This window comes from Pseudonocardia sp. 73-21 (assembly GCF_001899645.1).
Classification (GTDB): Bacteria; Actinomycetota; Actinomycetes; order Mycobacteriales; family Pseudonocardiaceae; genus Pseudonocardia.
The window spans coordinates 182,143-205,056 of record NZ_MKVV01000014.1 but is presented as its reverse complement, the minus strand read 5'-3'; the positions used below and the strand labels follow the sequence as shown (position 1 = coordinate 205,056).

Below are 22,914 nucleotides of genomic sequence, written 5' to 3'. Positions count from 1 at the left end.
GGTGATCGCGGACCCTAGACCCGGGTCATCGCCTCCACCTCAACGGCCCTGGCGTTGGTTTTGCACCGGATGGACCTTCAACCCCCTCTTGGACGTAGCGGAACACCGTGGTCGTGCCGATGCCTGACTCAATCGGCCGCCCGAACCGGGTCTCGTCCATACCCAGCACGCGTTCGGGTTCGGGCTCGGCGGGCTCCGCCAGAGCGAGGACCTCGACGGCGCGTTGCACCGTCGGCCACGACACCTGACGCGCCGCCGCGACCTCGGACTGGTCTCGGCCGTCCTCCATGGCGACCGCGAGCGCTGTGCGCAGCCTCGTGGTGGTGCGCATCCCGGCCGGAACGTGCGCAACCTGCTCGGTGAACGTCTGTAGTGGACACAGGATCGTGCGGCAGCGCCCGCACCGCTTGCGCCACTGCACCGCGACCTGCCCGCCACCACGGGCAGGTCGTGCGGGCGGGTCAGCACCCAGTCCTTGCCCGAGGTCGAGACCACCCGACAGCCCGGGCAGCGCGCCGCGTCCGGATCGTCGGTGACCAACTGCACGACCCTCGTCCCGAGCGCGGTACGCACGACACGCTCCACTGCCAAGCCCTCGAGTCCCAACAGACACGGCGCATCATCGCTGCGGCCCGCGGCTCTCCCTTCGCTGCTCCACGACACAGCGAGGATCGGTGAGTCGCGGGCCGCCCTCGTTCAGGCGCGCCGCACAGGCCAAACCTCAGGTTGCCCGGTCAAGATCGAAGAGCCCCTTTGACGAAGGTGGACGTCGATCCGGCGATCACCGCCGAACGCCGGTCGGTCTAACCCGGCCTGGCCTGACGGCCTGGATCGCGGCCTGGATGGTGGCACCCTTCGATCGCCACCGCCGACGTGGATCCGATGTCGGCGGAGCCGTCAGGTTCGTTGTCCGGCGGCCACGGGCTGGTCGGCCGACAGGTCCGAGGTCGAGGTCTCCGGCATCGTGCTCACCACCGCCAGGCCGACGACGGCGGCGACGAGCAGGTAGCCGGCCGGCGCGAGGGTGTTCCCCGTGGCCGCGACGAGTGACGTCGCGATGACGGAGACGAGACCGGAGCCGATCACGCCGCCGATGTTGAAGCCGAGGGAGACGCCGGTGTACATCACCCGCGAGCTCTACCGCACCCTCACAACCACCATGATCATCGCGATCTGAGCCGCCGGAGCACTCGACTTACATAGAAGCGTCACCGAGGACGCTGCCGGTAGTCCCGAGGGGTCAGGCCGTGGACGCGGCGGAAGACGCGCGAGAAGTAGAACGGGTCGTCGTACCCGACGCCCCGAGCGACGAGCGAGACGGGCAGCGCGGTCGTGTCCAGCACCTCGCGGGCCCGCGACATCCGCTTCAACGCGATCTGGTCCGCCGTCACCGAGACGTAGGGTTCCCCTGACCGACGGACCGAGGCGCGATGTGGAGAAAACGGAACTCATCGCTACCCAGCAGACGCAGTACGAGCCGCGGCAGCCGGCCGGGGTACGCGGCGCGGCCGTCCACGGCGGAACGGGGCTCGATCCGGTCGATCGGGTACTCGATGCCGCGGTACACGATGACGCAGCATCCAGCGGCGACGATGTTGCGGTACCAGTCCACCTCTGGCCCGTAGGTCAGCTCGATGATGAAACCGTCGGGGACCCTGGCGATCAGCAGCGGTGTCTCGTAGGTCCGGCCGGAGCGCCGTCCGACGTGCCGGACCAGCGACCAGGGGCCGATACCGGCGCGGGCCAACGGCCGGGTTACCCGGTTCATTGTCCGGCTCTGGAGCCGCAGGAAGGCTGATGTCGCGGTCCACCTTCGCAGCGAGTGCGTCGGCATGTCGATCCTCCTCGCACGTGACGTGTCATCCGGACCCGGGTCGGCAACGGCGCCGCAGCGCCAGCTGGCCCATCCGGGTCCACCATTGTCTGACCCACTCACGCCGGTCAGGGGCCCGAGGTCCCGGTGGCATGGGGACTTGGGCAACCGGTTCGGGGTAACGAGCGGAGGCCCGATCGACGCGGGGCTGTCATCTTCTGCCGAAGCTGGCACCGCATGACGATCACCCGAGGGCCCGCTCACGCGCGGCGGGGTTGGCGATGGCGTTCACGCTCATCGAGGCCGCCAGGACCGCTCGCGCGCGGTCAACGGACCGCGCCTGGTCACACTCGTCCGCGCCGGCGCCACGTTCGTCGACGGCAAGCTCGTGGAGCGGCCCGGCGACCACCAACCGAAGCCGCCTAGAAGATCTTCATCCACAGGTCGTGACCATTGCTCGTGCGCTGTCGACACGCACCCGCATGGGCCAGGGAAGCCTGAGGTTGGCGGCATCGACGTAGGTGGTGACGCTGACCGGGTGAACCGGGCCGAGCCGGACCACATCGGGCGACCGCAAGCTGCGGGATCGTCGTAACCGGCGACCTACCAGCTCCGATCGCCCCGATGCTGGCCACGCCCGGGCCGGCTCCCGAAGGCGACGGTCGTGTCCTACGAGATCACGTGGGACGGCGTTCGCGGGGCGCGACGGCGGCCGGCAACCAGCTGCGTCGGACTCGCCGGATTCAGCAACCTCGTCGGGCGTGACGATCTGGAACTCGAGATCGCCGCTGATGTGCAGCGTCGTCCCACTGGCTCGATGCTCGGTCGCGATGCTGGACCAGCGACTGCGCCTGTCACTCGGGCGCCTCTCGACGAAGGGTTCCGTCGCGCCTTCGGCTGGACGGGGCGTCGACTCCTCAATAGTGGTGACGTGGCGTGGCAGCTCGGTGTCGGCTGCGACAGAGGTCTGGTCGATTCACCCGGTTCGCCTCGTCGAAATCCCCCGAGAGGGACGCGCGACCGGCGGCCTGGAGGTTGCCGGCCTCGACCGTGGGGCGCTCATCTGTGCGCGGACGTGGCGGCACCGAGCCCCCGTAGCCGCGCTCGACGGTGGTGCCTCGCCGGGCGTCGCGGACAGGGCGGCGGTCTCGGGGACCCCGTGTACGAGGACGATCACGACGGGGCCGCGGCGCGCTGGTGGCCGGTCATCCCGGCCATGACCGAGCCCATGATCCGGACGCGGGCGCGGCGGGCCACCAGCACCAGGTCCAGGCCGGCCTCGGCCAGCTGGACGGCGGTCTCGACGACGACGGCTTCGACCGGATCCTGCCCCCAGTGCCTTACAACAGGTGCTCCGCCCGGTCCTGCCCGTCCCGCGCGACTGACGATCGCCGTCCGGCACCGGATTCCCGGGACCAACGGCTCTGCTCCCGCCCACGGTGTCGAGAGATCATCGACTCGACGGCGAGACGACGGCGGCCGGGCGCAGCTCGCTGGCACGTCCAGTGGCCCTGGGAAGGCTCCGGCGGGAGGCAACGACATGGCGATGACAGCACTGACCCGGCCGGTCGCAGGCGAGGTCGCTGCGACGCGGCTGCGGCCTGCGGCGCGGGTGCGGCTCAAGCCGCCCGGCCCCACCACCGGCCACGTCGACGGCGCGTGGTGGCCGCTGTCACGCGACCTCACCGCCGAGCTACCGGCTCTGCTGGAGGCCCTTGCCCCGCGGGCCGGGGAGATCGAGCAGGTGACCTACCACCTGTCCGACTGGGACTGCACCACACGCCGGCTGGTGACGGCCGGGTCGTCGGTGCGCCTGGGTGGCTACCACACCCAGCACCCCGACACCCTCGATGTGATCAGCGCCCACGTGCGGCTCACCCTCCTCGTGATCGCACCCGACACCGCACCCGCGGCAGCGGAACGGGTGCTGGACGCCGCCGCCGACCCTGGTGACACCGGGGCCGTCGATGAACTGCTCGGAACCGGGACCACCGACCACCACCGCACCCCACGAGGAGTCCGATCATGACCGCCACGCCCCATGTCTATGTCTCGGTCCACGACCAGCGCGTCAACCTGGTCGCCGATGCGATCGTCGGGCACTCGACCCTCGACCGCGCGACCGCGGTCGAGCTCGCCCGGCACGTCCTGCAAGCCCTCGACCACATCCCCGAGAAGATCCGCTAGGAGCCTCGGCCCCGGTGCTCGGGCGACCACTCCGGCTGCCGCGCCCGACACCGGGATCGCGGGTGTTCCGGCGGGAGATCATGCTGCGCGGCCGGCGCGTGCGGTACCGGGAGACCGGAGCCGGACGTCGCGGCCGGGTCGTGGTGCTGCTGCACGGGCCGGCCGGCAGCCCGGCGGCCTGGTCGGCGGTGTTGCCCTTGCCGGGTGAGCACGTGGACGTGCCGGCCTCGACCTGCTCGGGCACGGGCGATCGGCCGGACCGTCCGCGATGTGGAACCGGCCGTGGCCGCGGCGTCGTGGATGCGGACGCGGGACGATCGTCCTGCCACCGGAGGGTGCATCGGCCCTTTCCGCTCGCCACCGGGAGGACGACGCTCGGCGGCATGACAACGCCGAGCCGAATGCCGCAGCGACGTGTTCCCGACCGTGTGGACGGGACGTCCCGCCCGGGTGGAGGCAGGCCACTGGAGCAGCTCTCGCCCGGCGAGCGCCGTGATCGGGCCCATGCCGCACTCGCCGCTCTGGGCCCGCGGCACGAGCGGACCCGGCTGGAGGTGCGGTGTGCGAGCGGCCACCACGTCGCCGCGGTCATGGAGTCCCCCGACGGCCTCCTGATCTACGCGACCACGATCGGGCCGCACAGCCACGGCAGCAACGACCGCGTCGACACCGGTCACGGGACCGGTGCGCACGGCCGCCCGTTCGTCGACTTCCTCGACACGGGGGACATCCCGAACCAGGAGGACGACCTGCCCGCAGGTTGCGAGTGCGGGCCGCGGACCCTCTCGCGCACCGCTCTGACGGACGCCGTGGCGAAGCGGGCCCGACACCTGCTCGTCGACTGACCGTCGGCCCGGTGCCCGACTTCCGACCAGGGCTCGAGACCGGATCGTGGTCCTGCCCCGCGACATGGGGCCCGACAAGCCGGCGGCGGGGCGGCGCAGGGGCGATCCGACGGTGTTGCAGCGACGGTGTTGCAGGTGGTGGAGGACCTGTGCGTAGGGTCGCAGCGCGCCGGTCCCGCTGTAGGTGATGCCGTCGCGGCCTCGGGACCGGAGTCAGGCGTCACCCCGAGCGTCCAGTGCGGCGGCGAGCCCGGCCCAGGCGGCGTCATCGGGCTCGCCGCTCGCGCGGGCGAGCACGGAGCCTTCGCGGTCCACGACCAGCGCCTGGACCTCACCGCCGCCGCGGATCCCCAGGGACCGGCGGAAGCGGGTGGCGTCGGTGTAGACGGTGATCGTGCGGGCCAGCACGTCGGGGTCGCGGATGGCTGAGGACATGCCGCCGTCGATGACCCGGCGGGCGACCCGCCACTGCGCACCCAGTACGGGGACCTCGACGACGGCGACCCGCAGCGGTCCCGCCGCGCCGCGGCTGGTCGGCGGGATGCCGGCGGCGACCGCCCGGTCGATCCAACGGTCCACTGTGGTTTGGTGCCGGCGCCGGAAGGCGACGACGGCGAGGGTCCGGACGCCGGGTAGGTCTGCGGGCAACCGCAGTTCCTCGTCGAGGAGGGTCCGCCCGGTGACGTCGGGGAATCGCACGGGTGGGTCGGGCCGGCCGGTGGAGGCGTCAGAGGTCATCGGGCGATGCTGTCCCGGCGACCGTTCCGTCACCAAGGGTCGGACGCCCCACCGCAGGTCGGCGAATGGCACCCGCTCCCGTCATCCGGGGGAACGGCTGTCGTCTGAGCTGCGCCTTTCGGGAAAGCGGGTGGACCGCCGGAGGGCAGAACGGGACCGTCGCCCCGAGCCCGCTGAGTCAGCAGGCCTCGACGATGGGTACCTGCCGTGGGCGGGGGCAGACCAGCGGCGCCACCCGCAGGAGCGGGGTGCGTGCCATAGCGCGGCGCCTCCGCCCGGAACGCCCGGGCGGGGGGTCGTGGCTGCTCCACCCATTCCCGACGCCGGCGCGCGACGGCACATCGGACGCGGTCCGCACGGGACGACGGGAGACGACGTCGTTGTCCGTGCCGGCGAGGGTCTACGGGCGCCCGGCCGAGGCGACCGGGACCCCCATCCGGCCGAAGAACTCGACCATGCCCCGGGGGGCGTCGTCGGCGAAGCACAGGTCGAGCCCGCGGGCGGACCGCCGGGCCGCGTCGGTGGAGCGCGGGAACATCGCCGTCTCGTACGCCCGCAGAGCGGCCTCGACGGCGTCACCGTGCTCGACCAGGGCCAGGGCCAGCTCGCACCCGTCGAGCATCGCGGCGTTCGCGCCCTCGCCCGCGAACGGCGACATCAGGTGGGCGGCGTCGCCGACCAGGGTCACGCCCGGCGTGCGCGGCCACGCGTGGCCGGTGGGCAGGGCGTGGATCCGGCGGGCGACGATCTCGTCGTCGCAGTGGCGGATCAGGTCGGTCAGCGCCGGGGTCCAGTCCGCGAACTCGGCCAGCAGGGCGGTGCGGGCGGCGGCCGGGTCCGACCAGTCGACGCCGCGGGTGTCGAGCCAGTCCTCGGCGACCCGCAGTTGCGCTCCCAGATGCAGGTCGCGGCCCCCGTGCCCGCCGAGGTTCTTGTTGTCCGACAGGGCGAACAGGCTCCCGGTGCCGACCAGGGCGGCCGAGGCGGGCAGGGTGGCCGGGGCGTCGGTGACGTGGACCTCGACGTAGCTGATCCCGGTGTACCCGGGGACGGCGTCCGAGACGAGGGGCCGGACCCGCGACCAGGCGCCGTCGGCCCCGACCAGCAGGTCGGCGGTCTCGCGCGTGCCGTCGGCGAACACGAGCTCGAACCGGCCGTCGTCGCGGCGCTCGGCCCGGCTGAGCTTGTGGTCCCAGACGACCGTGCCGGGGTGGAGCGAGTCCAGCAGCAGGGCGCGCAGTTCCGTGCGGTCGACCTCGGGTCGTCCCGAGTTGCCCGCGGCGGCCTGGTCGATGAAGACGGTGCCCGCCTTGTCCATCACCCGCATGGCCTCGGCCTGTGGCCGGATGAGCCGGCGGAACTGCTCGTACAGCCCCGCCTCGCGCAGGGCCAGCTGGCCCGATCCGACGTGCAGGTCCAGCAGGCCGCCCTGCCTGCGGGCGCCGGCGGTGGCGTCGAGCTCGTGGACGGTGCAGGCGATGTCGTGGCGCTGCAGGATGCGGGCCAGCACCAGCCCGCTGAGGCCGCCGCCGACGACGGCGATGGAGGAGTGGGACATGTCGACACCTCGGTAGAATCGGTGGGCCTGGACGTGTACGGCGTATGCGTCCAGAAATGTACATCGTAAACGACCCGAGGAGTCCTGCCGTGGTCGACGAACCGCCACCCGTCATCTGGGCGCGCCTGTCCACCCAGGGGCGCGGGCCGGCGCGCACGCTCGACCACGCGGCCATCACCGCGGTCGCGGTCGCCCTGGCCGACGCCGACGGGGTCGACGCGGTCTCCATGCGCCGCATCGCCGGACGGATGGACCACAGCGCGATGGCGCTCTACCGGCACGTCGGCAGCAAGGACGACCTGACCGAGCTGATGTACGACGCGGTGCTGGGCGAGCTGGACCTGACCGGGATCCCGTCCGGACGCTGGCGCGACGACGTCGCCCGGCTGGCCCGGGAGACCCGCCGGCTCCACCACGCCCACCCGTGGATCGCCCGGTTCGGGCACCGCCCGACCCTCGGGCCCCACGCCCGGCGGTTCTCCGAAGCCGGTCTGGCCTGCGTGGACGGGCTCGGTCTCGACATCGACGGGATGCTGGACCTGCTGTCCACCGCCATGGCGTTCACCCGGGGCTTCGTCGAGCAGGAGCTGGGTGAGGTCGAGGCGCAGCGGCGCACCGGCCTGGACTTCGCGGCCTACCAGCGCCGGACCGGGCCGTTCCTCGCGAAACTCCTGGACGAGGGCGAGCACCCGTACCTGGAGCGGCTGATCGTCGAGGCCGAGGACTTCCCTGATCCGGACGTGGTGTTCGAGCGACGCCTGGAGATGGTGCTGGACGGGCTGACGGCCAGGATCGACCGGGCGACCGACGGGACCCGGTGACGCGCTCAGTCGTCGGGGAGCGCGGCGAAGTCGCGCTTCATCTGCCGGTACCACCCCATTCCCGCGATGGGCCGCTTCCACCGGCCCTTCATGCTCGCCAGCGCGTCGGCGTGCGTGGTGTCGCCGTCCGCGACCGCGGCCTGGAGGTGCCGGTCCTGCGCCTTGATGATCTCGTCGGCCGTCCCGCCGTGTATCGCGAGGTCGCAGGGTCCGCCCATGTGCTTGCATGTCATCGTCTTCATGGGACGAACCCTAGGGACGCCGACCGGCCGGGTGCTTCTTCGTTCCTGACCGCTTGAAGGACGCACCTGAGGAGCCCGAGCCGATCCCGGCCGACCGGCTCGCTGACCCCGCAGGCGGTCGGGTACCGGACGGCGGTCCAGGGCCAGGGTCAGGAGCGCTAACCGTCCGTTCGTAGGGGCGCACCCAATTGGCATCCGGTGCCATAATGCGGCCAAAGACTCGACGGCGAGGAGGTCCGATGGCGGGCGGTTGGTTCGAGACGGTGGCGGAGGCGCAGCGGCGCGCGAAGAAGCGGCTGCCCAAGTCGGTGTACGGGGCCCTCGTGGCCGGGTCCGAACGGGGCCTGACCATCGACGACAACATCGCGGCGTTCGGGGAGCTGGGCTTCGCACCCCACGTCGCCGGGCTGTCGGGCACCCGCGACCTGGCCACCACCGTGATGGGGCAGCCCGCCTCGATGCCGGTTCTCATCTCCCCGACGGGCGTGCAGGCCGTGCACCCCGACGGCGAGGTGGCGGTGGCGCGGGCGGCGGCGGCGCGCGGGATCCCGATGGGGCTGAGCTCGTTCGCGAGCAAGTCGATCGAGGAGGTGGCGGCGGCCAACCCCCAGACGTTCTTCCAGATGTACTGGGTCGGCACCCGAGACGTCCTCGTGCAGCGCATGGAGCGCGCCCGCAAGGCCGGCGCGGTCGGGCTGATCATGACGCTGGACTGGTCGTTCTCCAACGGGCGCGACTGGGGCAGCCCGGCCATCCCGGAGAAGGTCGACCTCAAGGCGGCGCTGAAGTTCGGGCCGGAGTGCGCGCTGCGGCCGGGCTGGCTGCTGGACTTCGCCAAGGCCGGGAAGATCCCCGACCTGACCACGCCCAACCTCACCCCGCCCGGCGGCACCGCGCCCACGTTCTTCGGCGCGTACGGCGAGTGGATGGGCACGCCGCTCCCGACCTGGGACGACGTCGCGTGGCTGCGCGAGCAGTGGGGCGGGCCGTTCATGCTCAAGGGCATCACCCGGGTCGACGACGCCCGGCGCGCCGTCGACGCGGGCGTCACGGCCATCTCGGTGTCCAACCACGGCGGCAACAACCTCGACGGCACCCCGGCCACGATCCGGGTGCTGCCCGCCGTGGCCGAGGCCGTGGGGGAGCAGGTCGAGGTGCTCCTCGACGGCGGGATCCGCCGGGGCAGCGACGTGGTGAAGGCCCTGTCGCTGGGGGCGAAGGCGGTGCTGATCGGCCGCGCCTACCTCTGGGGTCTCGCGGCCGGTGGCCAGGCCGGCGTCGAGAACGTGCTCGACATCCTGCGCGGCGGCATCGACTCCGCCGTGCTCGGCCTGGGCCACTCGTCGGTGCAGGACCTCTCCCCGGAGGACGTCGTGGTGCCGCCGGGGTTCCGGCGCGACCTGGGGATCCGGGCCGAGGCGAGCGCTATCCGACGCTGACGCGGACCGCCGGGGCCACCTCGGTGCCGAGCAGTTCGATGCCGTGCAGCAGGTTGTGGTGCGCCAGGCGCATGTTCGTCATCTGCAGGGAGAACCGGTCGATGCCGTCCAGCGCCTCGGAGACCGCGACGATCTTCGCCGCGACCGTCTCCGGGGCGCCGATGAAGTAGGCGCCGGTCGGGCCCGTCGTGGCGTCGAACTGCATCCGGTTGGGCGGGGGGAAGCCGCGCTCGCGGCCGATCTTCGTGAACTGCTCCGCCCAGCCGGGGTAGAAGTCGTCGGCTGCCTGCCGGTCGGTGTCGCCGACGAAGCCGAAGCAGTGCAGGCCCACCTTGAGCTGCCCGGGGGAGTGGCCGGCGCGCTTGCCGGCCTCCCGGTAGAGGTCGATCAGCGGCCTGAACCGGCGCGGCTCGCCGCCGATGATCGCGACCATCAGCGGCAGTCCGAGCACGCCCGCACGCACGAACGACTCCGGCGTGCCGCCCACGCCGAGCCAGATCGGCAGCTGCTCCTGCAGTGGGCGGGGGTAGACCTCCTGCCCGGTCAGCGGGGCGCGGTGCTTGCCCGACCAGTGCACGGCGGTGGAGTCGCGGATCTGCAGCAGCAGGTCGAGCTTCTCGGCGAACAGCGAGTCGTAGTCCTCCAGGGCCAGCCCGAACAGCGGGAACGCCTCGGTGAACGACCCGCGTCCGACGACCATCTCGACGCGCCCGCGCGAGACGAGGTCCAGCGTGGCGAACTGCTGGAACACCCGAACCGGGTCGTCGGCGCTGAGCACGGTGACGGCGCTGTTGAGCCGGATGCGGCTGGTGCGCGCGGCCGCCGCGGCCAGCAGGATCGACGGCGCCGAGTCGTAGTACTCGCGACGGTGGTGCTCGCCGATGCCGAACGAGTCGAGCCCCACCTGGTCGGCGCGCTCCACCTCCTCCAGCAGGTCCGCGACGCGGTCCTCCGGGCTCACCACGCGGCCCGTGTCCGGGTCGGTCACGGTCGAGACGAAGCTGTCGATGCCGATGTGCATGCCCCGACTGTACTTGAGAACTCAACTACAGGATCGGGCCGGGCATCTCCACGGTCTCGCCGTCGGCGTGGCCCACGCGCCCGGCCCGGCTCAGCAGCCACGCGGACTGCCGGCCACGTACGGTCCAGCTGGTCCCGTCCCAGACCACGGCCGTGTCCTCGTCGACGCCCACCACCGCGGTGCCCTCGGGTGCACGCGTCAGGTAGCGGGTGATGATGTCGGGCACCCAGCCGGCGAACCTGTCGAAGTGGGGGATCACCCGGACCTCCGGCACGATCCCGAGGCCGGGGTCGGCGGATCGCGACGGGTGCCGCAGGTCGGGCACCCACGACGTCAGCGACATCGCCCCGGCGCTGCACCCGGCGAGCGCCGCACCGCCGCGCCAGGCCGCGAGCACCGCGTCCCAGACGGCGGTGCCGCGCAGCGTCGACGCGCAGTGGACGGGGCTGCCGCCGGAGAGGTAGACGAGCCCGGCCCCCTCGACGAGGGCGGCGAGCGCGGGGTCGTCGGCGTCGTCGCGGTTGCGGACGACCACCGGTACGGCCTCCACGCCGAGCCGGGCGGCCTGCTCGACGCCCAGGGCCACCCACCGGTCGACCGACGCCCGGCTCTCGAGCGTGGCCGCCGTGGGGATCTGGACGTAGCGCGGGGGGCGGCCGATGAGGAGGGCGCCCTCGACGCCCGCCATCACCGGCAGGTACTCGCCGCTCCCGACCAGTGCGACCGGCCCCGGCGCCACTAGATCTTCTTCACGCGGACGTAGTCGACGAGCATCGTCTGCGGGAAGTCGGCGGGGTCGATCTGCCCGCCACCGCCCCCGCCCATCGCGTTGTTCATGATCAGGAACATAGCCTGCGTGGGTACCACGTCGGTCTGGGTGCAGGTGGTCCTGCCGTCGACCTTCCACACGAGCGACTTCGCGTGCCAGGTCAGCGAGTAGACGTGGAAGTTGTCGTTGGACGCCGACACGTCGGGCCGGCAGGTCTTGAAGCCGCTGTCACCGGAGACGACGTTCTGCCACACCGACGACGGGCCACTCGTCTTGAACTCGGCGATGTCGATCTCGTCGGAGCCGGGCTTGGGCCAGTTGCAGCCGTAGGAGTTCTCCTCGGTGGTGAGGTTGGCGGCCTGGCAGTCGGAGCCGAGCAGCCACTGCGCCGGCCACGAGCCCTTGCCGCCCGACTGCTTGGCGCGGATCTCGATCGTGCCCGAGGTGAAGTTGAACTTCTTCCACTGCACCATGCCGGAGGTGTACTTGTAGCCCTTGCAGGACGAGTCGACCTTCGAGGTGATCTGGAGGAAGCCGCCCTTCTCGGCGACGTTCCCGGGCTTGTAGCACTGGTCCTCGGCGTTGCTGGCGTCGCCGCCGCGGTCGAGGATGCCCCAGGCCGCCGGGTCCACGGTGGTGTCGTTGAACTCGTCGTCGAACAGGTAGCCCGACAGGTCGGTCGGGGCGGGCTCGCTCGTGGGGGTGTCGGCCAGTGCCGGTGCGGCGGTCACGGCGAGCAGCACGGAACCCGCGACGGCCAGTTGGGCGAGACGGCGGGCGAACGGAGAGAAGCGCACTGGAATTTCCCCTCGTGCTGCATTCGGTGCGGGCTCCGTGACGCTATGTCAGCGATTCGGGCGCAGCAATGACACGGATGGGGCTCATGGGGTGCATGTGGGTGTGACCTGCTCATACTCGCCGTCGCGCTATGACTTCTTCACCCGGACGTAGTCGACGAGCATCGTCTGCGGGAAGTCGCCCGGGTCGATGCGGCCGCCGCCGTCGCCGCCCATCGCGTTGTTGATGATCAGGAACATCGGGTCGGTGGGGACGACGGTGCGCTGGGTGCAGGTCGTGGCGCCGTCGACGCTCCACGTGACCGCGGTCGGCGTCCTGGTCAGGGCGTAGACGTGCCAGTTCGCGTCGGCGGGCGAGATCGTCTCGGCGCAGGTCAGGAAGCCGCTGCGGCCGGAGATCACGTTCTGCAGCACCGTACCGGGCCCGCTCGTCTTGAACTCGGCGATGTCGATCTCGTCGGAGCCGGGATTCGGCCAGTCGCAGCCGCCCACGTTCTCGTCCGTGGTGAGGTTGGCGACCTGGCACTTCGCCCCGAGCAGCCACTGGGCCGGCCACGACCCCTGCCCGCCGGACTCCTTCGCGCGGATCTCGATCGTGCCGTAGGTGAACGTGGCGTTCGTCCACTGCACCATGCCGGAGGTGTAGCGGTAGCCGCGGCAGGAGGAGTCGACCTTCGACGTGATCTGCAGGTTGCCGCCGCCTTCGCTCACGTTGCCCGGCACGTAGCACTGGGCCTCGTGGTTGCTGGCGTCGCCGCCGCGGCTGAGCACGCTCCAGACCGAGGTGTCCACGGCGGTGCCGTCGAACTCGTCGTCGAAGAGGTAGTTGCCCGCCGCCCCGATGGTGGCGCCGGCCTGCGCGCCGGTGGCCACCGGGTCCGACGCGGTGACGACGAGGGCGAGGGCGAGGAGGGCCGCGAGGAGCCGCATCCCGACCTCCTCCCTACGCGGCCGCCGCCTGACGGGACGCGCGCAGCCGCACCAGCAGCCACGGGAAGCAGGCCAGCGCGATCGCGAAGCGCGCCACGTTCCACCACAGCGTCTGGGGCAGCGCGCACGACGCCCCGGCGACCGCGCACGCGGCCACCACGGTGATGAGTAGCACGGGCGGCGTACGGTCCAGGTGGGGCAGGCGCGGGACGACCCGGCGCAGCAGCAGCGCCTCCAGCCCGAACGCGATCGCGGTGGCCAGCGCGGCGCCGGCGATGCCCATCACCGGCAGCAGCACGACGTTGAGCGCGATGTTCACCGCCGCGGCGGCGAACGCGCACAGCGCGAGCGGCTTGCCGCGGCGCTGGGTGACCAGCAGCCGGCCGGTCCCGTTGCTGGCGGCCACGGGGAACGCCGCGAGCGCCACCAGGTAGACCACCACCAGCAGCGTCTCCGGGTCGAAGCTCGCGGGGGCCACGATGCGCAGCAGCACCGGCGAGGCGAGCGTGATGCCGAGGATCACCGGCACGAGCAGCTTGTAGAGCTCGTCGCGGGACTGCGCGATCACCCCGCAGCGCTCGCGCACGTCCGAGATCGCGGAGATGCGCGGCGTCCAGGCCTGGGTGGTGTAGCCGATCAGGAGCACCACGACGTAACCGACGGTGTAGGCCACCTGGTAGCGGCCGGTCTCCTCGGCGCCGAGGATGCGCTGGATGAGCACGCGGTCGCCCGCGTTCAGCACGAACGCGAACAGCACCGTGATCATCAGCGGAACGCCGAGACGCACGGCCCGCCCGATCGCCGCGGTGTCCACGAGCCCCCGCAGCGCGGGCCGGACGTAGCCGATGCCGATCAGCAGCGCGAGGTACTGGCTGATCACGGTGCCCCACGCGTAGACCGCGGCGGAGTCGCTGCCCGACACGACCACGAGCCCGATGCCGACGACCTGCCCGCCGACGGCCGACAGCATGCTGATCACGGCGAACCGCGGGAAGCGGTCCTGGCTCATCAGCAGGCCCATGATCATCTGATTGGTCGCGGCGGGCAGCGTCCACAGCACCATCGCGACGACGACGCCGGTGAAGCCGCCGCCGAAGCCCAGCAGAGGGCTCCACAGCGGGCCGGTGAGGAACACCGCCACCATGACGGCGCCCGACAGCACGGCGCCGACCATGACCAGGCCGCGAGCGGTGTGGTCGTCGCCGTCCTCGGCCCGTTGCTGCACCAGGGCCTGGTCGAGACCGATGACGGCCAGCACCACGAGCAGCTGGTGTACGGCGATGGCGGTGGCCAGGTCGCCGAACTCCGACGGGCCGAGCAGGTGAGCGAGCACCGGTGAGACGAGCGTGGCCGACAGCAGCTGCAACGCCGGCACGATCGCGTAGAGCAGGCCGCGACCGAACAGGCCGGACATCGCGCTGCCGCCACCGCCGGCGACGACGGGCAGCACGACGGTGTCGAGGTCGGTCGGGTCCTTTCCGACGGACCGGAACGCCACGGTCTCGGGGTCGGCCGGTGCGTGTCGGGGTGGGGCGTCCGCGCGGTGGCGGCTCATCAGCTCGCCCGCCGCGGCGCGGGCACCCGTCGCCGTGGCGCGCTCGATCTCACGACCCGCCGGGTGCCTTGTCGAGCTCCGCCTGGATGAGCTCGCCCACCGTGGTGGCGTGCGGCTCGCGCATCAGGGAGCTGTGCTCGGCCTGGATCTCGACGATCGTGTGGGGCCCGGTGAGCAGCGGCCTCCACGCGTCGGCGCCGTCGGGGTTGTTGTCGCCCAGCACGAGCAGCACCGGCGTGGTGAGCGGGCGCAGCGCGTACTTGCGGGCGACGAGCCCGGAGTGGTCGAAGAAGGCGTCGAACTGGCGCTGCCCGGAGAACGGCACGATGCCCGCCAGGCGCGCACGCACCCGGTCGCCGAGCTGCTCGAGCTCGGGCAGGCCGTCGGGCAGCACGGACACGAGCCGGGCCTCGATCTGGGACTTGACCGGGCGCGCGACGGTGCTCAGACTCCGGCGCACCACCGACCGCGGGCCGGCCGGGCGGGTGGTGAGCGACGGCTGCTCCGACGCCGACGGCGCGAGCGCACCGACCGAGTTGCCGGGCTGGTAGGTGTCGAGCAGCGTGACGTGCTGGACGGTCTCGCCCGCCTGCTCCAGCTGCCGGGCCGCCTCCAGGGCCACCAGGCCGCCGAAGGAGTGGCCGACCATCACGTACGGGCCGCGGGGCTGGATCACGCGCATCATCTGCAGTGCCCGCGCGGCCGCCGCCTCGACGCTCTTGTCCGGGATGGCCCGCTGCTCGAGGCCGTGGGCCTGGAACGCGTAGACGGGGCGGTCGCCGAGATGGCGCGCGATCGGCACGAACGTCAGGGCGAGCGAGCCGCCGCCGACGAAGCAGAACGCCGGGGTGCCGGCGCCGCCGGTGCGCAGCGCGACGACGTCGGGGTGGCTGGGCAGCGAGGCCGAGCCGAGCGTGACGCGCTGGGTGAACTGGCGCAGGGTGGGCGCCTCGATCAGATCGGACGAGACGAGCGCGATGCCGAGCCGGTCGTTGACCAGCGTCAACATCTCCTCGGCGGTGAGCGAGTCGCCGCCGACCTCCATGAAGTCGTCGTCGAGCCCGACGGAGTCGAGCCCGAGCACCTCGCCCCACAGGTCCGACAGCACGATCTCCCACTGCGTGGTGGGCGGGGCGGTGGGCTTGGCCGGCTCGGCCGGGGGCAGCGCCTGGCGGTCGACCTTGCCGCGCTCGTTGCGCGGCAGCGACGTGACCTGCACGATCACCGACGGCACCATGTACTCGGGCAGCCGCAGGCGCAGCCGGCGGCGGATCATCGCGGGGGACTCGGCGCGGAAGCGGGTGTCGGCCGCGACGTAGGCCACCAGGTAGCTCGCCGCCGGCGGCCGCACCACGGCCATCACCGACACCTCGCTCACGGCGTCGGAGTCGAGCACGGCGGCCTCGACCTCGCTGGGGTCCACCAGGTAGCCGCGGATCTTGACCGCGGCGTCGGTGCGGCCCGCGAAGGACAGCACACCGTCCTCGACGCGGCCCATGTCGCCGGGCTTGCAGAACCGCTCGCCCCGGTCGTTGCGGCCGAACTTGGTGGCGGCCGCCTCCGGGTTGCGCCAGTAGCCGCCCGACAGGAAGTCCGAGACGACGACCAGCTCGCCGACCTCACCGGGAGCGACGGGGTCGCCGTTCTCGTCGAGGACGCGCAGCTCCTTGTTGGGCACGACGCGCCCGGCCGGGACGGCGCCCTCCTGCTCCGGGGCTCCGAAGGGGATCTCGTGGCAGGACAGGTTGCCGACCTCGGACGACCCGGTCCAGTTGAAGAACGACGCGCCGGGGCGCAGGTGCGGGCGCAACGCCTCGTAGTCGCGGCCGTAGACGGCCTCGCCGACGGTGGCGGCGAGGCGCACGGTGGACAGCGTCTGGCCGGCCGACAGGGTGCTCACGAGCGAGCGCAGCAGGTGGGGCGTGCAGTGCAGGGTGGTGAGCCCGTTCTGGGCGATCCACGGCTCCAGGCCCCGGACGCCGCGGTCGCGCGGGTCGTAGGCCCAGATCCCGGCGCCGTTGAGCAGGCCCATCATCATCATCGTGAACCCGGCCGCGAACGACAGCGGCAGCACCTGGGTGAGGCGGTCGTCGGTGCCGATGCCGAACTGCGTCTGGCCGGCGTAGGCGTCGTTGAGGGCCGAGCCGTGCGTGGTGATCACGCCCTTGGGCACACCGGTGGACCCCGACGTGAACACGATGTTGAGGATGTCGTCGTGGTCGGCGACGGGGACGTCGGCGAGCGCGGCGCGGTGGGTGGCCAGCGCGAGCGGGTCGGTGGTGTCCACGTCGGCCGTGAGCTCGTCGAGCCGCAGGACGTTCGGGATGCCGAGCTCGGCGGCCAGATCGGCGTGGTCGGCGTCGGCGACGCACGTGGTGGCCCCGGCGAGGTCGACGATCTGGCGCAGCCGCTCCGCGGGCAGGTGGGCGTCGAGCGCCACGAGGATGCGACCGGCCTTCATCACCGACCACAGGCCGACGATGCCGGTGGCGCCGTGGTCGAGGACGGTGACCACGGGGGTGCCGTCGGCGGGCGCGGCCGCGAGCAGGCGGGCCGCCACGGCGTCGCTGAGCGCGTCGACCTGGGCGAACGTGTAGCTCGCGTCCGGGGAGCTGATGGCCGGTGAGTCGCCGAGCGCCCGGGCCACGAGGCGCCATCTCCCGACGACCGACCGCACCTCACCGGGGACGACGAGTGGTTGCGGTTCCGAGGTGGTGGCGGCGATCGTCATGCTCGAGGCTCTCCCTGGTTACGGGCGGGACAACCGGGCCACGGTGGGGGAGCGGGGCCGCAGGTCGTGCCGTGTCGGGGGCGGAAAGGTGGCGCAGCGCGGGAGGGGCCCGTCGATCATCATTGATCTTCCGGCGATGGTGGGCCGCACGTCACCGACTGGGGAGTCTCGATGATCTACGCCGTTCCCATCCCGCGGGAACTGTGAAGTTGTCGCAGGCATCGTATCGAGTACCGATCACGAACCGTTACCCGACTGGGAGAGGTGGGCTCGGTAGCTGCCCGATCCGTCGGGTGAGAGCGGGTGGCCGCAGGTCACGGGGAGTGTCCGCAGGGGGAGCAGCGGATGTCGTGGCCCGTAGTCGGCGCCGGGTTCCCGAACGGGCCGGGTGTCCGGGCATCCCCGGACGATCCGCCCCGTCGGTTCCTCAGCGGGGGCTCAGCGACGGTCCCCTAAGCTGCCCGCCACAGCCGCGGTGGGGGACGCTTCGGCGAATTCGCACCACGATGTCGGAGAACTGCTCGAAACGGCCGGGAAGGTCCACGGAATGGCGACCGCTGTGCGGAGGAACCGGTTCGTGACGGACTCCGTGGTCGTCACGGCCGTCGTGGCCGGTCTGCTGGTGGGCCTCGCCACGCTGTGCTGCTGCTTCGAGGAGCACACCTCCGCGCACGGGGCGGGCCGCGTCGCCGCCGCAGGCCTCGGCGTCACCCCCGACGCCCTCGCCGACGGGGCCGTGGTCGGCGATCCGCCGGACCAGAACGCCGACGGCCCGGGCGACGGGTGCGGCCACCGGGGCGACCACCCCGCGGCGGTCGTGGCGCAGGGCGGCACCACCACCCGCGATCTGCCGGTCGTCGTGGTGGCCGGCATCCACCGCCCGGACGTCGGGGCGGCGCGTCCCGTCGCCGTCGAGGGAGGGCCGACCGCCCGGGCTCCGGCGTCCCACCTGCTCTGCATCATGCGCACATAGACGTCCTGCATCTCTGCGCGTCCTTCCCACCGTCTTCTCTCTGCAGGAGTTCTCTGATGTCAAGTACGGACAGCCGCGGCACGGGCACGCTCGAGAAGCCCGTTCCGCCCCCCGGCGGCCCGGCCCCCGCCCTGCGGGGCGACGGCCTCGGACGTGCGGCCCTGGGAGTGGTCGGCGTCGTCGTCGTCCTCTCGGTGGTCCGCGCCTTCCTCCCGATGCCCTGGCTCGGTGACATCTGGCGCCCGGCCGACACCGCGACCATCGCCCACAACTTCTTCGTGGGCGGCATGAACCTCTTCTACCCGCAGGTCAACTGGGGTGGTTCGGGCCCCGGTTACGTCGAGGCCGAGCTGCAGATCCTGCCCTGGATCTCCGCGGCGCTGTTCCACGTGTTCGGGGAGCACGCGTGGGTCGGGCGCCTGGTCTCGCTGGCGTTCACGGTGGGCGGCCTCGCGGTGTTCTGGACGCTGGTGAAGCGGCTGGTCCCGCCGCGGACGGCCCGCTGGGCGCTCATCGCCTACGTCGTCTCACCCGCGGTGATGACCTACGGCAACGCGTTCATGCCGGACGTCACCGTCCTGTTCTTCTACCTGCTCACGCTGCTGTTCTTCGAGCGGTGGCTGACGCAGGACCGCCTGGTCCACCTCGTGGCGGCCGCCGCGGCGGCGTCGATGGCCGCGCTGGCCAAGCCCACCTCGCTGCACGTCTTCCTGATCCTGCTGATCTGGCTGGCGATCTCGGCGCGCGACCGCTTCAAGCGGCCCTCCCTCTACGTCGCGGCGCTCGCGTCGCTGGTGCTGCCCGCGCTGTGGCTGTGGCACGCCCACGAGCTCTACGTCACCTACGGCAACACGTTCGGCGTGATCTCCGGCGGCGACAGCAAGTTCGGGAACCTCGCCATCTGGACGTCGTCGCTGTTCTACACCGGCAACGTGACGATCGAGGCCACGCTGATCTACGGCATCATCGGCGTGCCGGTGGCGCTGCTCGGGGCCTGGCTGGCGTGGAAGGCCCGGGGCCCGGTGATCCTGGCCGCCGGGTTCCCGGCGCTGGTCGTCTTCTACTTCGCCGTGGCGCGCTACAGCTCCGAGCTGGGGCCGCAGTACCACATCTTCTCGCTGCCGTTCGCCGCGATCCTGATCGCGATCGGCGCCGAGGGGATCGCCGCGTGGCTGCGCGGCCGCGTGTCGCTCACGGTGCGCATCGCAGCGGCGGTCGTCGCGGTACTGGCGCTGTTCACCCAGAGCGCGATGGTCTTCGTCGCGTCCTTCCGCGACCAGAGCGGCGTGTACGGGGCGTGCTCGGCGCAGCTCGACCAGGTCTCGCAGCCCGGTGACCTCGTGGTGGTCAGTACCACGAGCCTGGCGGTCGACCGCGGCACGGCCAACAACTACGAGGAGCCGACGATCTTCTACCTGGCCGACCGGAAGGGCTGGAGCCTCGCCGCGGACCAGCTCCAGCCGTCGTTCCTGGCCGGCTACGCCCAGCAGGGTGCGAAGTTCTTCGTCAACTACGAGCCGGACCTGGTGCCGGCCGGCAGCCCGCTGGCCGCCTGGCTCGCGACCAACGCGCAGCCGGTGCGCACGAGCGCCGCGAACGGGTGCGACATCTGGGCGCTGCGCCCGGGCGCCTGAGGGGGCCGGGCTCAGCCCGCCCCCGTGTGCCGGGCCACGGCCTTCCGGGCCTCCACGAAGTCCGGGTAGGGCCCGCGGACCTGCTGCACGGGGGCGGGCTGCTCGTCGAACGGTCCGCCGTCGTCGCCGCAGTCCGGGCAGATCACCTCGTACCGGATCACCCATTCGTCGGTCTCGTCGGAGCGGTGGACCTTGCCGGCGTGGCGGCGGACGCTGGTGATCCCGCCGCCGTGGCCCGGCGTCCCGGGGGGCGCTTCAGAACTCATGCGACAACAATCGTCCTATGAGCCGCTTCTCCGCCACCACCGAGTCCGAGGCCGTCGTGGCCGCCGAGCGCTCCGCCATCTGGACGGTCCTGACCGATCCCGTGCTGCTCCCGAAGCTCACGCCGCTGCTGCGCCGGATCGACACCGGCCGCGACTCGGAGGGAGACCTGTGGCGGTGGCACCTGGTCGGCCTGTCGGTGCTGGGCATCGGCATCAGCCCGGTGTTCACCGAGCGGATGATCTTCGACGCGGAGAAGCGCATCGACTACACCCACGAGCCACCGAAGGGCGGAGGCGAGCGCACCGGCGCCGAGGGCAGCTACGTGCTGGCCGACGTCGAGGGCGGCACGCACCTCGCGATCAGCCTCACCCTGGACGTCGACCTGCCGCTGCCCCGGCTCGCCTCGCCCGCCGTCACGACCGTGATGCAGGAGACGATGCAGCGGATGGGCGACCGCTTCTCGGCCAACCTGCTCCAGCATCTCGGTGTGTCCCCGTAAAGGTGTGACGTCACAGTGAAACAGTCAGCGATGACCGCTACAGTGGGCGAACCGAACCGGGCTGCAACGAGGGAGTCGTCATGCGGGACGCAGTGATCGTGGAGGCCGTGCGCACGCCGGTCGGCAAGCGCAACGGCGGGCTCTCGGGGGTGCACCCGGTGGACCTGTCGGCCCACGTGCTCACGGCGCTGGCCGAGCGCAGCGGGGTCGATCCCGCACTGGTCGACGACGTCGTCTGGGGCTGCGTCTCCCAGGCCGGCGAGCAGACGTTCGACATCGCCCGCAACGCGGTGCTGGCGGCGGGCTGGCCGGAGACCGTCACCGGCGTCACGGTCGACCGCCAGTGCGGCTCCAGCCAGCAGTCGGTGCACTTCGCCGCGGCCGGGCTGATCGCGGGCCAGTACGACGTGGTCGTCGCGGGCGGCGTCGAGTCGATGAGCCGGGTGCCGATGGGCTCCACGCTGCAGGGTGCCGACCCGTTCGGCGTGGCGTTCGCGGAGCGCTACAACCACGTGCGACCGAACCAGGGTGTCGGCGCAGAGATGATCGCCGAGCAGTGGGGCTTCTCCCGCACGCAGGTCGACGAGTACTCGGCGGCGTCGCACGAGAAGGCCGCGGCGGCGCAGGACGAGGGCCGCTTCGACGCACAGATCGCCCCCGTCGGCGACGTCAGCAAGGACGAGGGCATCCGCCGCGGGTCGTCGGTGGAGAGCCTCGCCGGGCTCAAGAAGGTGTTCAAGCCCGAGGGCGGCGTGATCACGGCGGGCAACAGCTCGCAGATCTCCGACGGCTCGGCCGCGCTGCTGATGATGACCAGCGAGAAGGCGGCGGAGCTGGGGCTCACCCCGATCGCGCGCGTGCACACCGCGGTCCTCGCGGGCGCCGACCCGGTGATCATGCTGACCGCGCCGATCCCGGCCACGGTCAAGGCGCTGAAGCGCTCGGGCCTCTCGATCGACCAGATCGGCGCGTTCGAGGTCAACGAGGCGTTCGCGCCCGTGCCGATGGCGTGGCTCAAGGACATCGGGGCCGACGCGAAGTCCCTCAACCCGAACGGCGGCGCGATCGCGCTGGGCCACCCGCTCGGCGGCTCGGGTGCGCGGCTCATGACCACGCTGGTGCACCACATGCGCGACAACGGCATCCGCTACGGCCTCCAGACGATGTGCGAGGGCGGTGGCCAGGCCAACGCCACCATCCTCGAGCTCATCTGATGGCGGGTCGGCTCGCGGGTCGCACCATCGTCATGTCCGGCGGGAGCCGGGGGATCGGCCTCGCCATCCTGCTCGCCGCGGCCCGGGAGGGCGCCGACGCGGTGCTGCTGGCCAAGACCGACACCCCCGACCCCCGGCTGCCCGGCACCGTGCACACCGCGGTGGAGGAGATCGAGGCCGCGGGCGGCAAGGCGGTGGCCGTCGTCGGGGACGTTCGCGTCGAGGCCGACGTCGCGCGGGCGGCGGCCACGGCCGTCGAGTCGTTCGGCGGCATCGACATCGTGGTCAACAACGCCAGCGCGCTGAACATGGCGGGCACGGAGGCGTTGCCCGCCAAGCGGTTCGACCTCATGCAGCAGATCAACGCCCGCGGCACGTTCCTGCTCACGCAGGCGTGCCTGGGTGCGCTGCGGAAGTCGCCGGACGCGCAGATCGTCACGCTCTCGCCGCCGATCAACCTGGCGCCGGAGTGGCTGGGCAGGTTCCCGGCCTACATGATCAGCAAGTACGGCATGAGCCTGCTGACGCTGGGGTGGGCGGCGGAGTTCGCCGACGCCGGCATCCGCGCCAACTGCCTGTGGCCGCAGACCACGATCGCCACCGCTGCCGTGGTGAACCTGCTGGGCGGCGCGGAGGCGGCGAGCCGGGCCCGCACGCCGGAGATCATGGGCGATGCCGCCGTGGCGCTGCTGGCCGACCCGGCGAAGCCGACGGGCCAGACGCTGATCGACGTGGACGTCCTCGCGGCGGCCGGCGTCACGGACCTGAGCCCGTACGGCGGCACCGACGACCCGGAGCTCGACTTCTTCGTCGACGAGCGCTGACCGGCCAGCCCCCTGTGCGGTGATCAAGGGCACATGGTCGTCCGTGGAGCACCACGG

General features: G+C 72.1%; 24 protein-coding genes and 1 pseudogene. 11 read left to right on the top strand and 14 right to left on the bottom strand.

What is annotated here, in order from left to right:
* Positions 1-897: 897 nt before the first annotated feature.
* The 3 genes from BGP03_RS02875 to BGP03_RS02865 form a co-directional block, all read right to left on the bottom strand.
* Positions 898-1,128, bottom strand: a complete 231-nt coding sequence (locus tag BGP03_RS02875) for a hypothetical protein (RefSeq protein WP_296370989.1) — start codon at positions 1,126-1,128, stop codon at positions 898-900.
* An 80-nt stretch (positions 1,129-1,208) separates the two neighbouring features.
* On the bottom strand, positions 1,209-1,391 hold the full coding sequence (locus BGP03_RS02870) for a helix-turn-helix domain-containing protein (protein WP_296370988.1): 183 nt from the start codon (positions 1,389-1,391) through the stop codon (positions 1,209-1,211).
* A complete protein-coding gene (locus BGP03_RS02865) occupies positions 1,388-1,834 on the bottom strand; it encodes a nitroreductase family deazaflavin-dependent oxidoreductase (protein ID WP_298799627.1) in 447 nt (148 codons plus the stop codon). The genes BGP03_RS02870 and BGP03_RS02865 overlap by 4 nt, the downstream gene beginning before the upstream one ends.
* Before the next feature lie 239 nt (positions 1,835-2,073).
* Between BGP03_RS02865 and BGP03_RS02860 the strand changes: the two are divergent.
* A pseudogene (locus tag BGP03_RS02860) lies at positions 2,074-2,219 on the top strand (IS256 family transposase); the annotation flags it as partial.
* Between the two features lie 767 nt (positions 2,220-2,986).
* Here the strand turns inward: BGP03_RS02860 and BGP03_RS02855 are convergent.
* Complete coding sequence (locus tag BGP03_RS02855; RefSeq protein WP_298799628.1) at positions 2,987-3,232, bottom strand: hypothetical protein; 246 nt, start codon at positions 3,230-3,232, stop codon at positions 2,987-2,989.
* Between the two features lie 127 nt (positions 3,233-3,359).
* On the opposite strand from BGP03_RS02855, the gene BGP03_RS02850 reads away from it, so the two are divergent.
* The 3 genes from BGP03_RS02850 (at position 3,360) to BGP03_RS02840 (ending at position 4,845) form a co-directional block, all read left to right on the top strand.
* Complete coding sequence (locus BGP03_RS02850; RefSeq protein ID WP_296370986.1) at positions 3,360-3,842, top strand: DUF5994 family protein; 483 nt, start codon at positions 3,360-3,362, stop codon at positions 3,840-3,842.
* Positions 3,839-4,000, top strand: coding sequence for a DUF6307 family protein (locus BGP03_RS02845; RefSeq protein WP_296370985.1), 162 nt, complete (start codon positions 3,839-3,841; stop codon positions 3,998-4,000). The genes BGP03_RS02850 and BGP03_RS02845 overlap by 4 nt, the downstream gene beginning before the upstream one ends.
* Before the next feature lie 383 nt (positions 4,001-4,383).
* Complete coding sequence (locus tag BGP03_RS02840; protein ID WP_296370984.1) at positions 4,384-4,845, top strand: hypothetical protein; 462 nt, start codon at positions 4,384-4,386, stop codon at positions 4,843-4,845.
* Positions 4,846-5,058: 213 nt separating this feature from the next.
* Here BGP03_RS02840 and BGP03_RS02835 read toward each other — a convergent pair whose 3' ends face one another.
* The gene (locus BGP03_RS02835; protein ID WP_296370983.1) at positions 5,059-5,583 is read right to left on the bottom strand and encodes a hypothetical protein; all 525 of its coding nucleotides are present in this window, start codon (positions 5,581-5,583) and stop codon (positions 5,059-5,061) included.
* A gap of 400 nt (positions 5,584-5,983) precedes the next feature.
* Positions 5,984-7,141 (bottom strand): NAD(P)/FAD-dependent oxidoreductase, encoded by a 1,158-nt coding sequence (locus BGP03_RS02830; protein ID WP_298799629.1) that lies wholly within the window; start codon positions 7,139-7,141, stop codon positions 5,984-5,986.
* Positions 7,142-7,230: 89 nt separating this feature from the next.
* Between BGP03_RS02830 and BGP03_RS02825 the strand changes: the two genes are divergently transcribed.
* Positions 7,231-7,962 (top strand): TetR/AcrR family transcriptional regulator C-terminal domain-containing protein, encoded by a 732-nt coding sequence (locus BGP03_RS02825; protein ID WP_298799630.1) that lies wholly within the window; start codon positions 7,231-7,233, stop codon positions 7,960-7,962.
* 5 nt (positions 7,963-7,967) lie between these two features.
* On the opposite strand, the gene BGP03_RS02820 is transcribed toward BGP03_RS02825, so the two are convergent.
* A complete protein-coding gene (locus BGP03_RS02820; protein WP_296370980.1) occupies positions 7,968-8,204 on the bottom strand; it encodes a hypothetical protein in 237 nt (78 codons plus the stop codon).
* 239 nt (positions 8,205-8,443) lie between these two features.
* On the opposite strand from BGP03_RS02820, the gene mftD reads away from it, so the two are divergent.
* Entirely contained in the window at positions 8,444-9,643 is a 1,200-nt protein-coding gene (gene mftD / locus BGP03_RS02815) for a pre-mycofactocin synthase MftD (protein ID WP_296370979.1), read from the top strand.
* Here mftD and BGP03_RS02810 read toward each other — a convergent pair.
* The 6 genes from BGP03_RS02810 to BGP03_RS02785 all read right to left on the bottom strand — a co-directional run bounded on the left by BGP03_RS02810 (position 9,630) and on the right by BGP03_RS02785 (position 17,446).
* Positions 9,630-10,664 (bottom strand): LLM class flavin-dependent oxidoreductase, encoded by a 1,035-nt coding sequence (locus BGP03_RS02810; RefSeq protein WP_296370978.1) that lies wholly within the window; start codon positions 10,662-10,664, stop codon positions 9,630-9,632. The two genes, mftD and BGP03_RS02810, sit on opposite strands and share 14 nt — an antisense overlap.
* A 25-nt stretch (positions 10,665-10,689) precedes the next feature.
* Entirely contained in the window at positions 10,690-11,403 is a 714-nt protein-coding gene (locus BGP03_RS02805; RefSeq protein WP_298799631.1) for a Type 1 glutamine amidotransferase-like domain-containing protein, read from the bottom strand.
* On the bottom strand, positions 11,403-12,230 hold the full coding sequence (locus BGP03_RS02800; protein WP_296370976.1) for a glycoside hydrolase family 16 protein: 828 nt from the start codon (positions 12,228-12,230) through the stop codon (positions 11,403-11,405). The genes BGP03_RS02805 and BGP03_RS02800 overlap by 1 nt, the downstream gene beginning before the upstream one ends.
* A gap of 129 nt (positions 12,231-12,359) precedes the next feature.
* Positions 12,360-13,160, bottom strand: coding sequence for a glycoside hydrolase family 16 protein (locus BGP03_RS02795; RefSeq protein WP_296370975.1), 801 nt, complete (start codon positions 13,158-13,160; stop codon positions 12,360-12,362).
* Positions 13,161-13,173: 13 nt separating this feature from the next.
* Positions 13,174-14,715 carry an oligosaccharide flippase family protein gene (locus BGP03_RS02790; protein WP_296370974.1) on the bottom strand — a complete coding sequence of 514 codons (1,542 nt, stop codon included), beginning with the start codon at positions 14,713-14,715 and terminating at the stop codon, positions 13,174-13,176.
* Between the two features lie 49 nt (positions 14,716-14,764).
* A complete protein-coding gene (locus BGP03_RS02785) occupies positions 14,765-17,446 on the bottom strand; it encodes a non-ribosomal peptide synthetase (protein ID WP_298799632.1) in 2,682 nt (893 codons plus the stop codon).
* A gap of 577 nt (positions 17,447-18,023) precedes the next feature.
* Here BGP03_RS02785 and BGP03_RS02780 point away from each other — a divergent pair.
* Entirely contained in the window at positions 18,024-18,419 is a 396-nt protein-coding gene (locus BGP03_RS02780) for a hypothetical protein (RefSeq protein WP_296370972.1), read from the top strand.
* 56 nt (positions 18,420-18,475) lie between these two features.
* The gene (locus tag BGP03_RS02775) at positions 18,476-20,053 is read left to right on the top strand and encodes a glycosyltransferase family 39 protein (protein WP_296370971.1); all 1,578 of its coding nucleotides are present in this window, start codon (positions 18,476-18,478) and stop codon (positions 20,051-20,053) included.
* An 11-nt stretch (positions 20,054-20,064) separates the two neighbouring features.
* On the opposite strand, the gene BGP03_RS02770 is transcribed toward BGP03_RS02775, so the two are convergent.
* Entirely contained in the window at positions 20,065-20,319 is a 255-nt protein-coding gene (locus BGP03_RS02770; RefSeq protein ID WP_296370970.1) for a hypothetical protein, read from the bottom strand.
* Positions 20,320-20,336: 17 nt separating this feature from the next.
* On the opposite strand from BGP03_RS02770, the gene BGP03_RS02765 reads away from it, so the two are divergent.
* The 3 genes from BGP03_RS02765 (at position 20,337) to BGP03_RS02755 (ending at position 22,857) form a co-directional block, all read left to right on the top strand.
* Positions 20,337-20,819 (top strand): SRPBCC family protein, encoded by a 483-nt coding sequence (locus BGP03_RS02765; protein ID WP_296370969.1) that lies wholly within the window; start codon positions 20,337-20,339, stop codon positions 20,817-20,819.
* 80 nt (positions 20,820-20,899) lie between these two features.
* On the top strand, positions 20,900-22,033 hold the full coding sequence (locus tag BGP03_RS02760) for an acetyl-CoA C-acyltransferase (RefSeq protein WP_298799633.1): 1,134 nt from the start codon (positions 20,900-20,902) through the stop codon (positions 22,031-22,033).
* Positions 22,033-22,857, top strand: a complete 825-nt coding sequence (locus BGP03_RS02755; protein ID WP_296370967.1) for an NAD(P)-dependent oxidoreductase — start codon at positions 22,033-22,035, stop codon at positions 22,855-22,857. The genes BGP03_RS02760 and BGP03_RS02755 overlap by 1 nt, the downstream gene beginning before the upstream one ends.
* Positions 22,858-22,914: the final 57 nt, after the last annotated feature.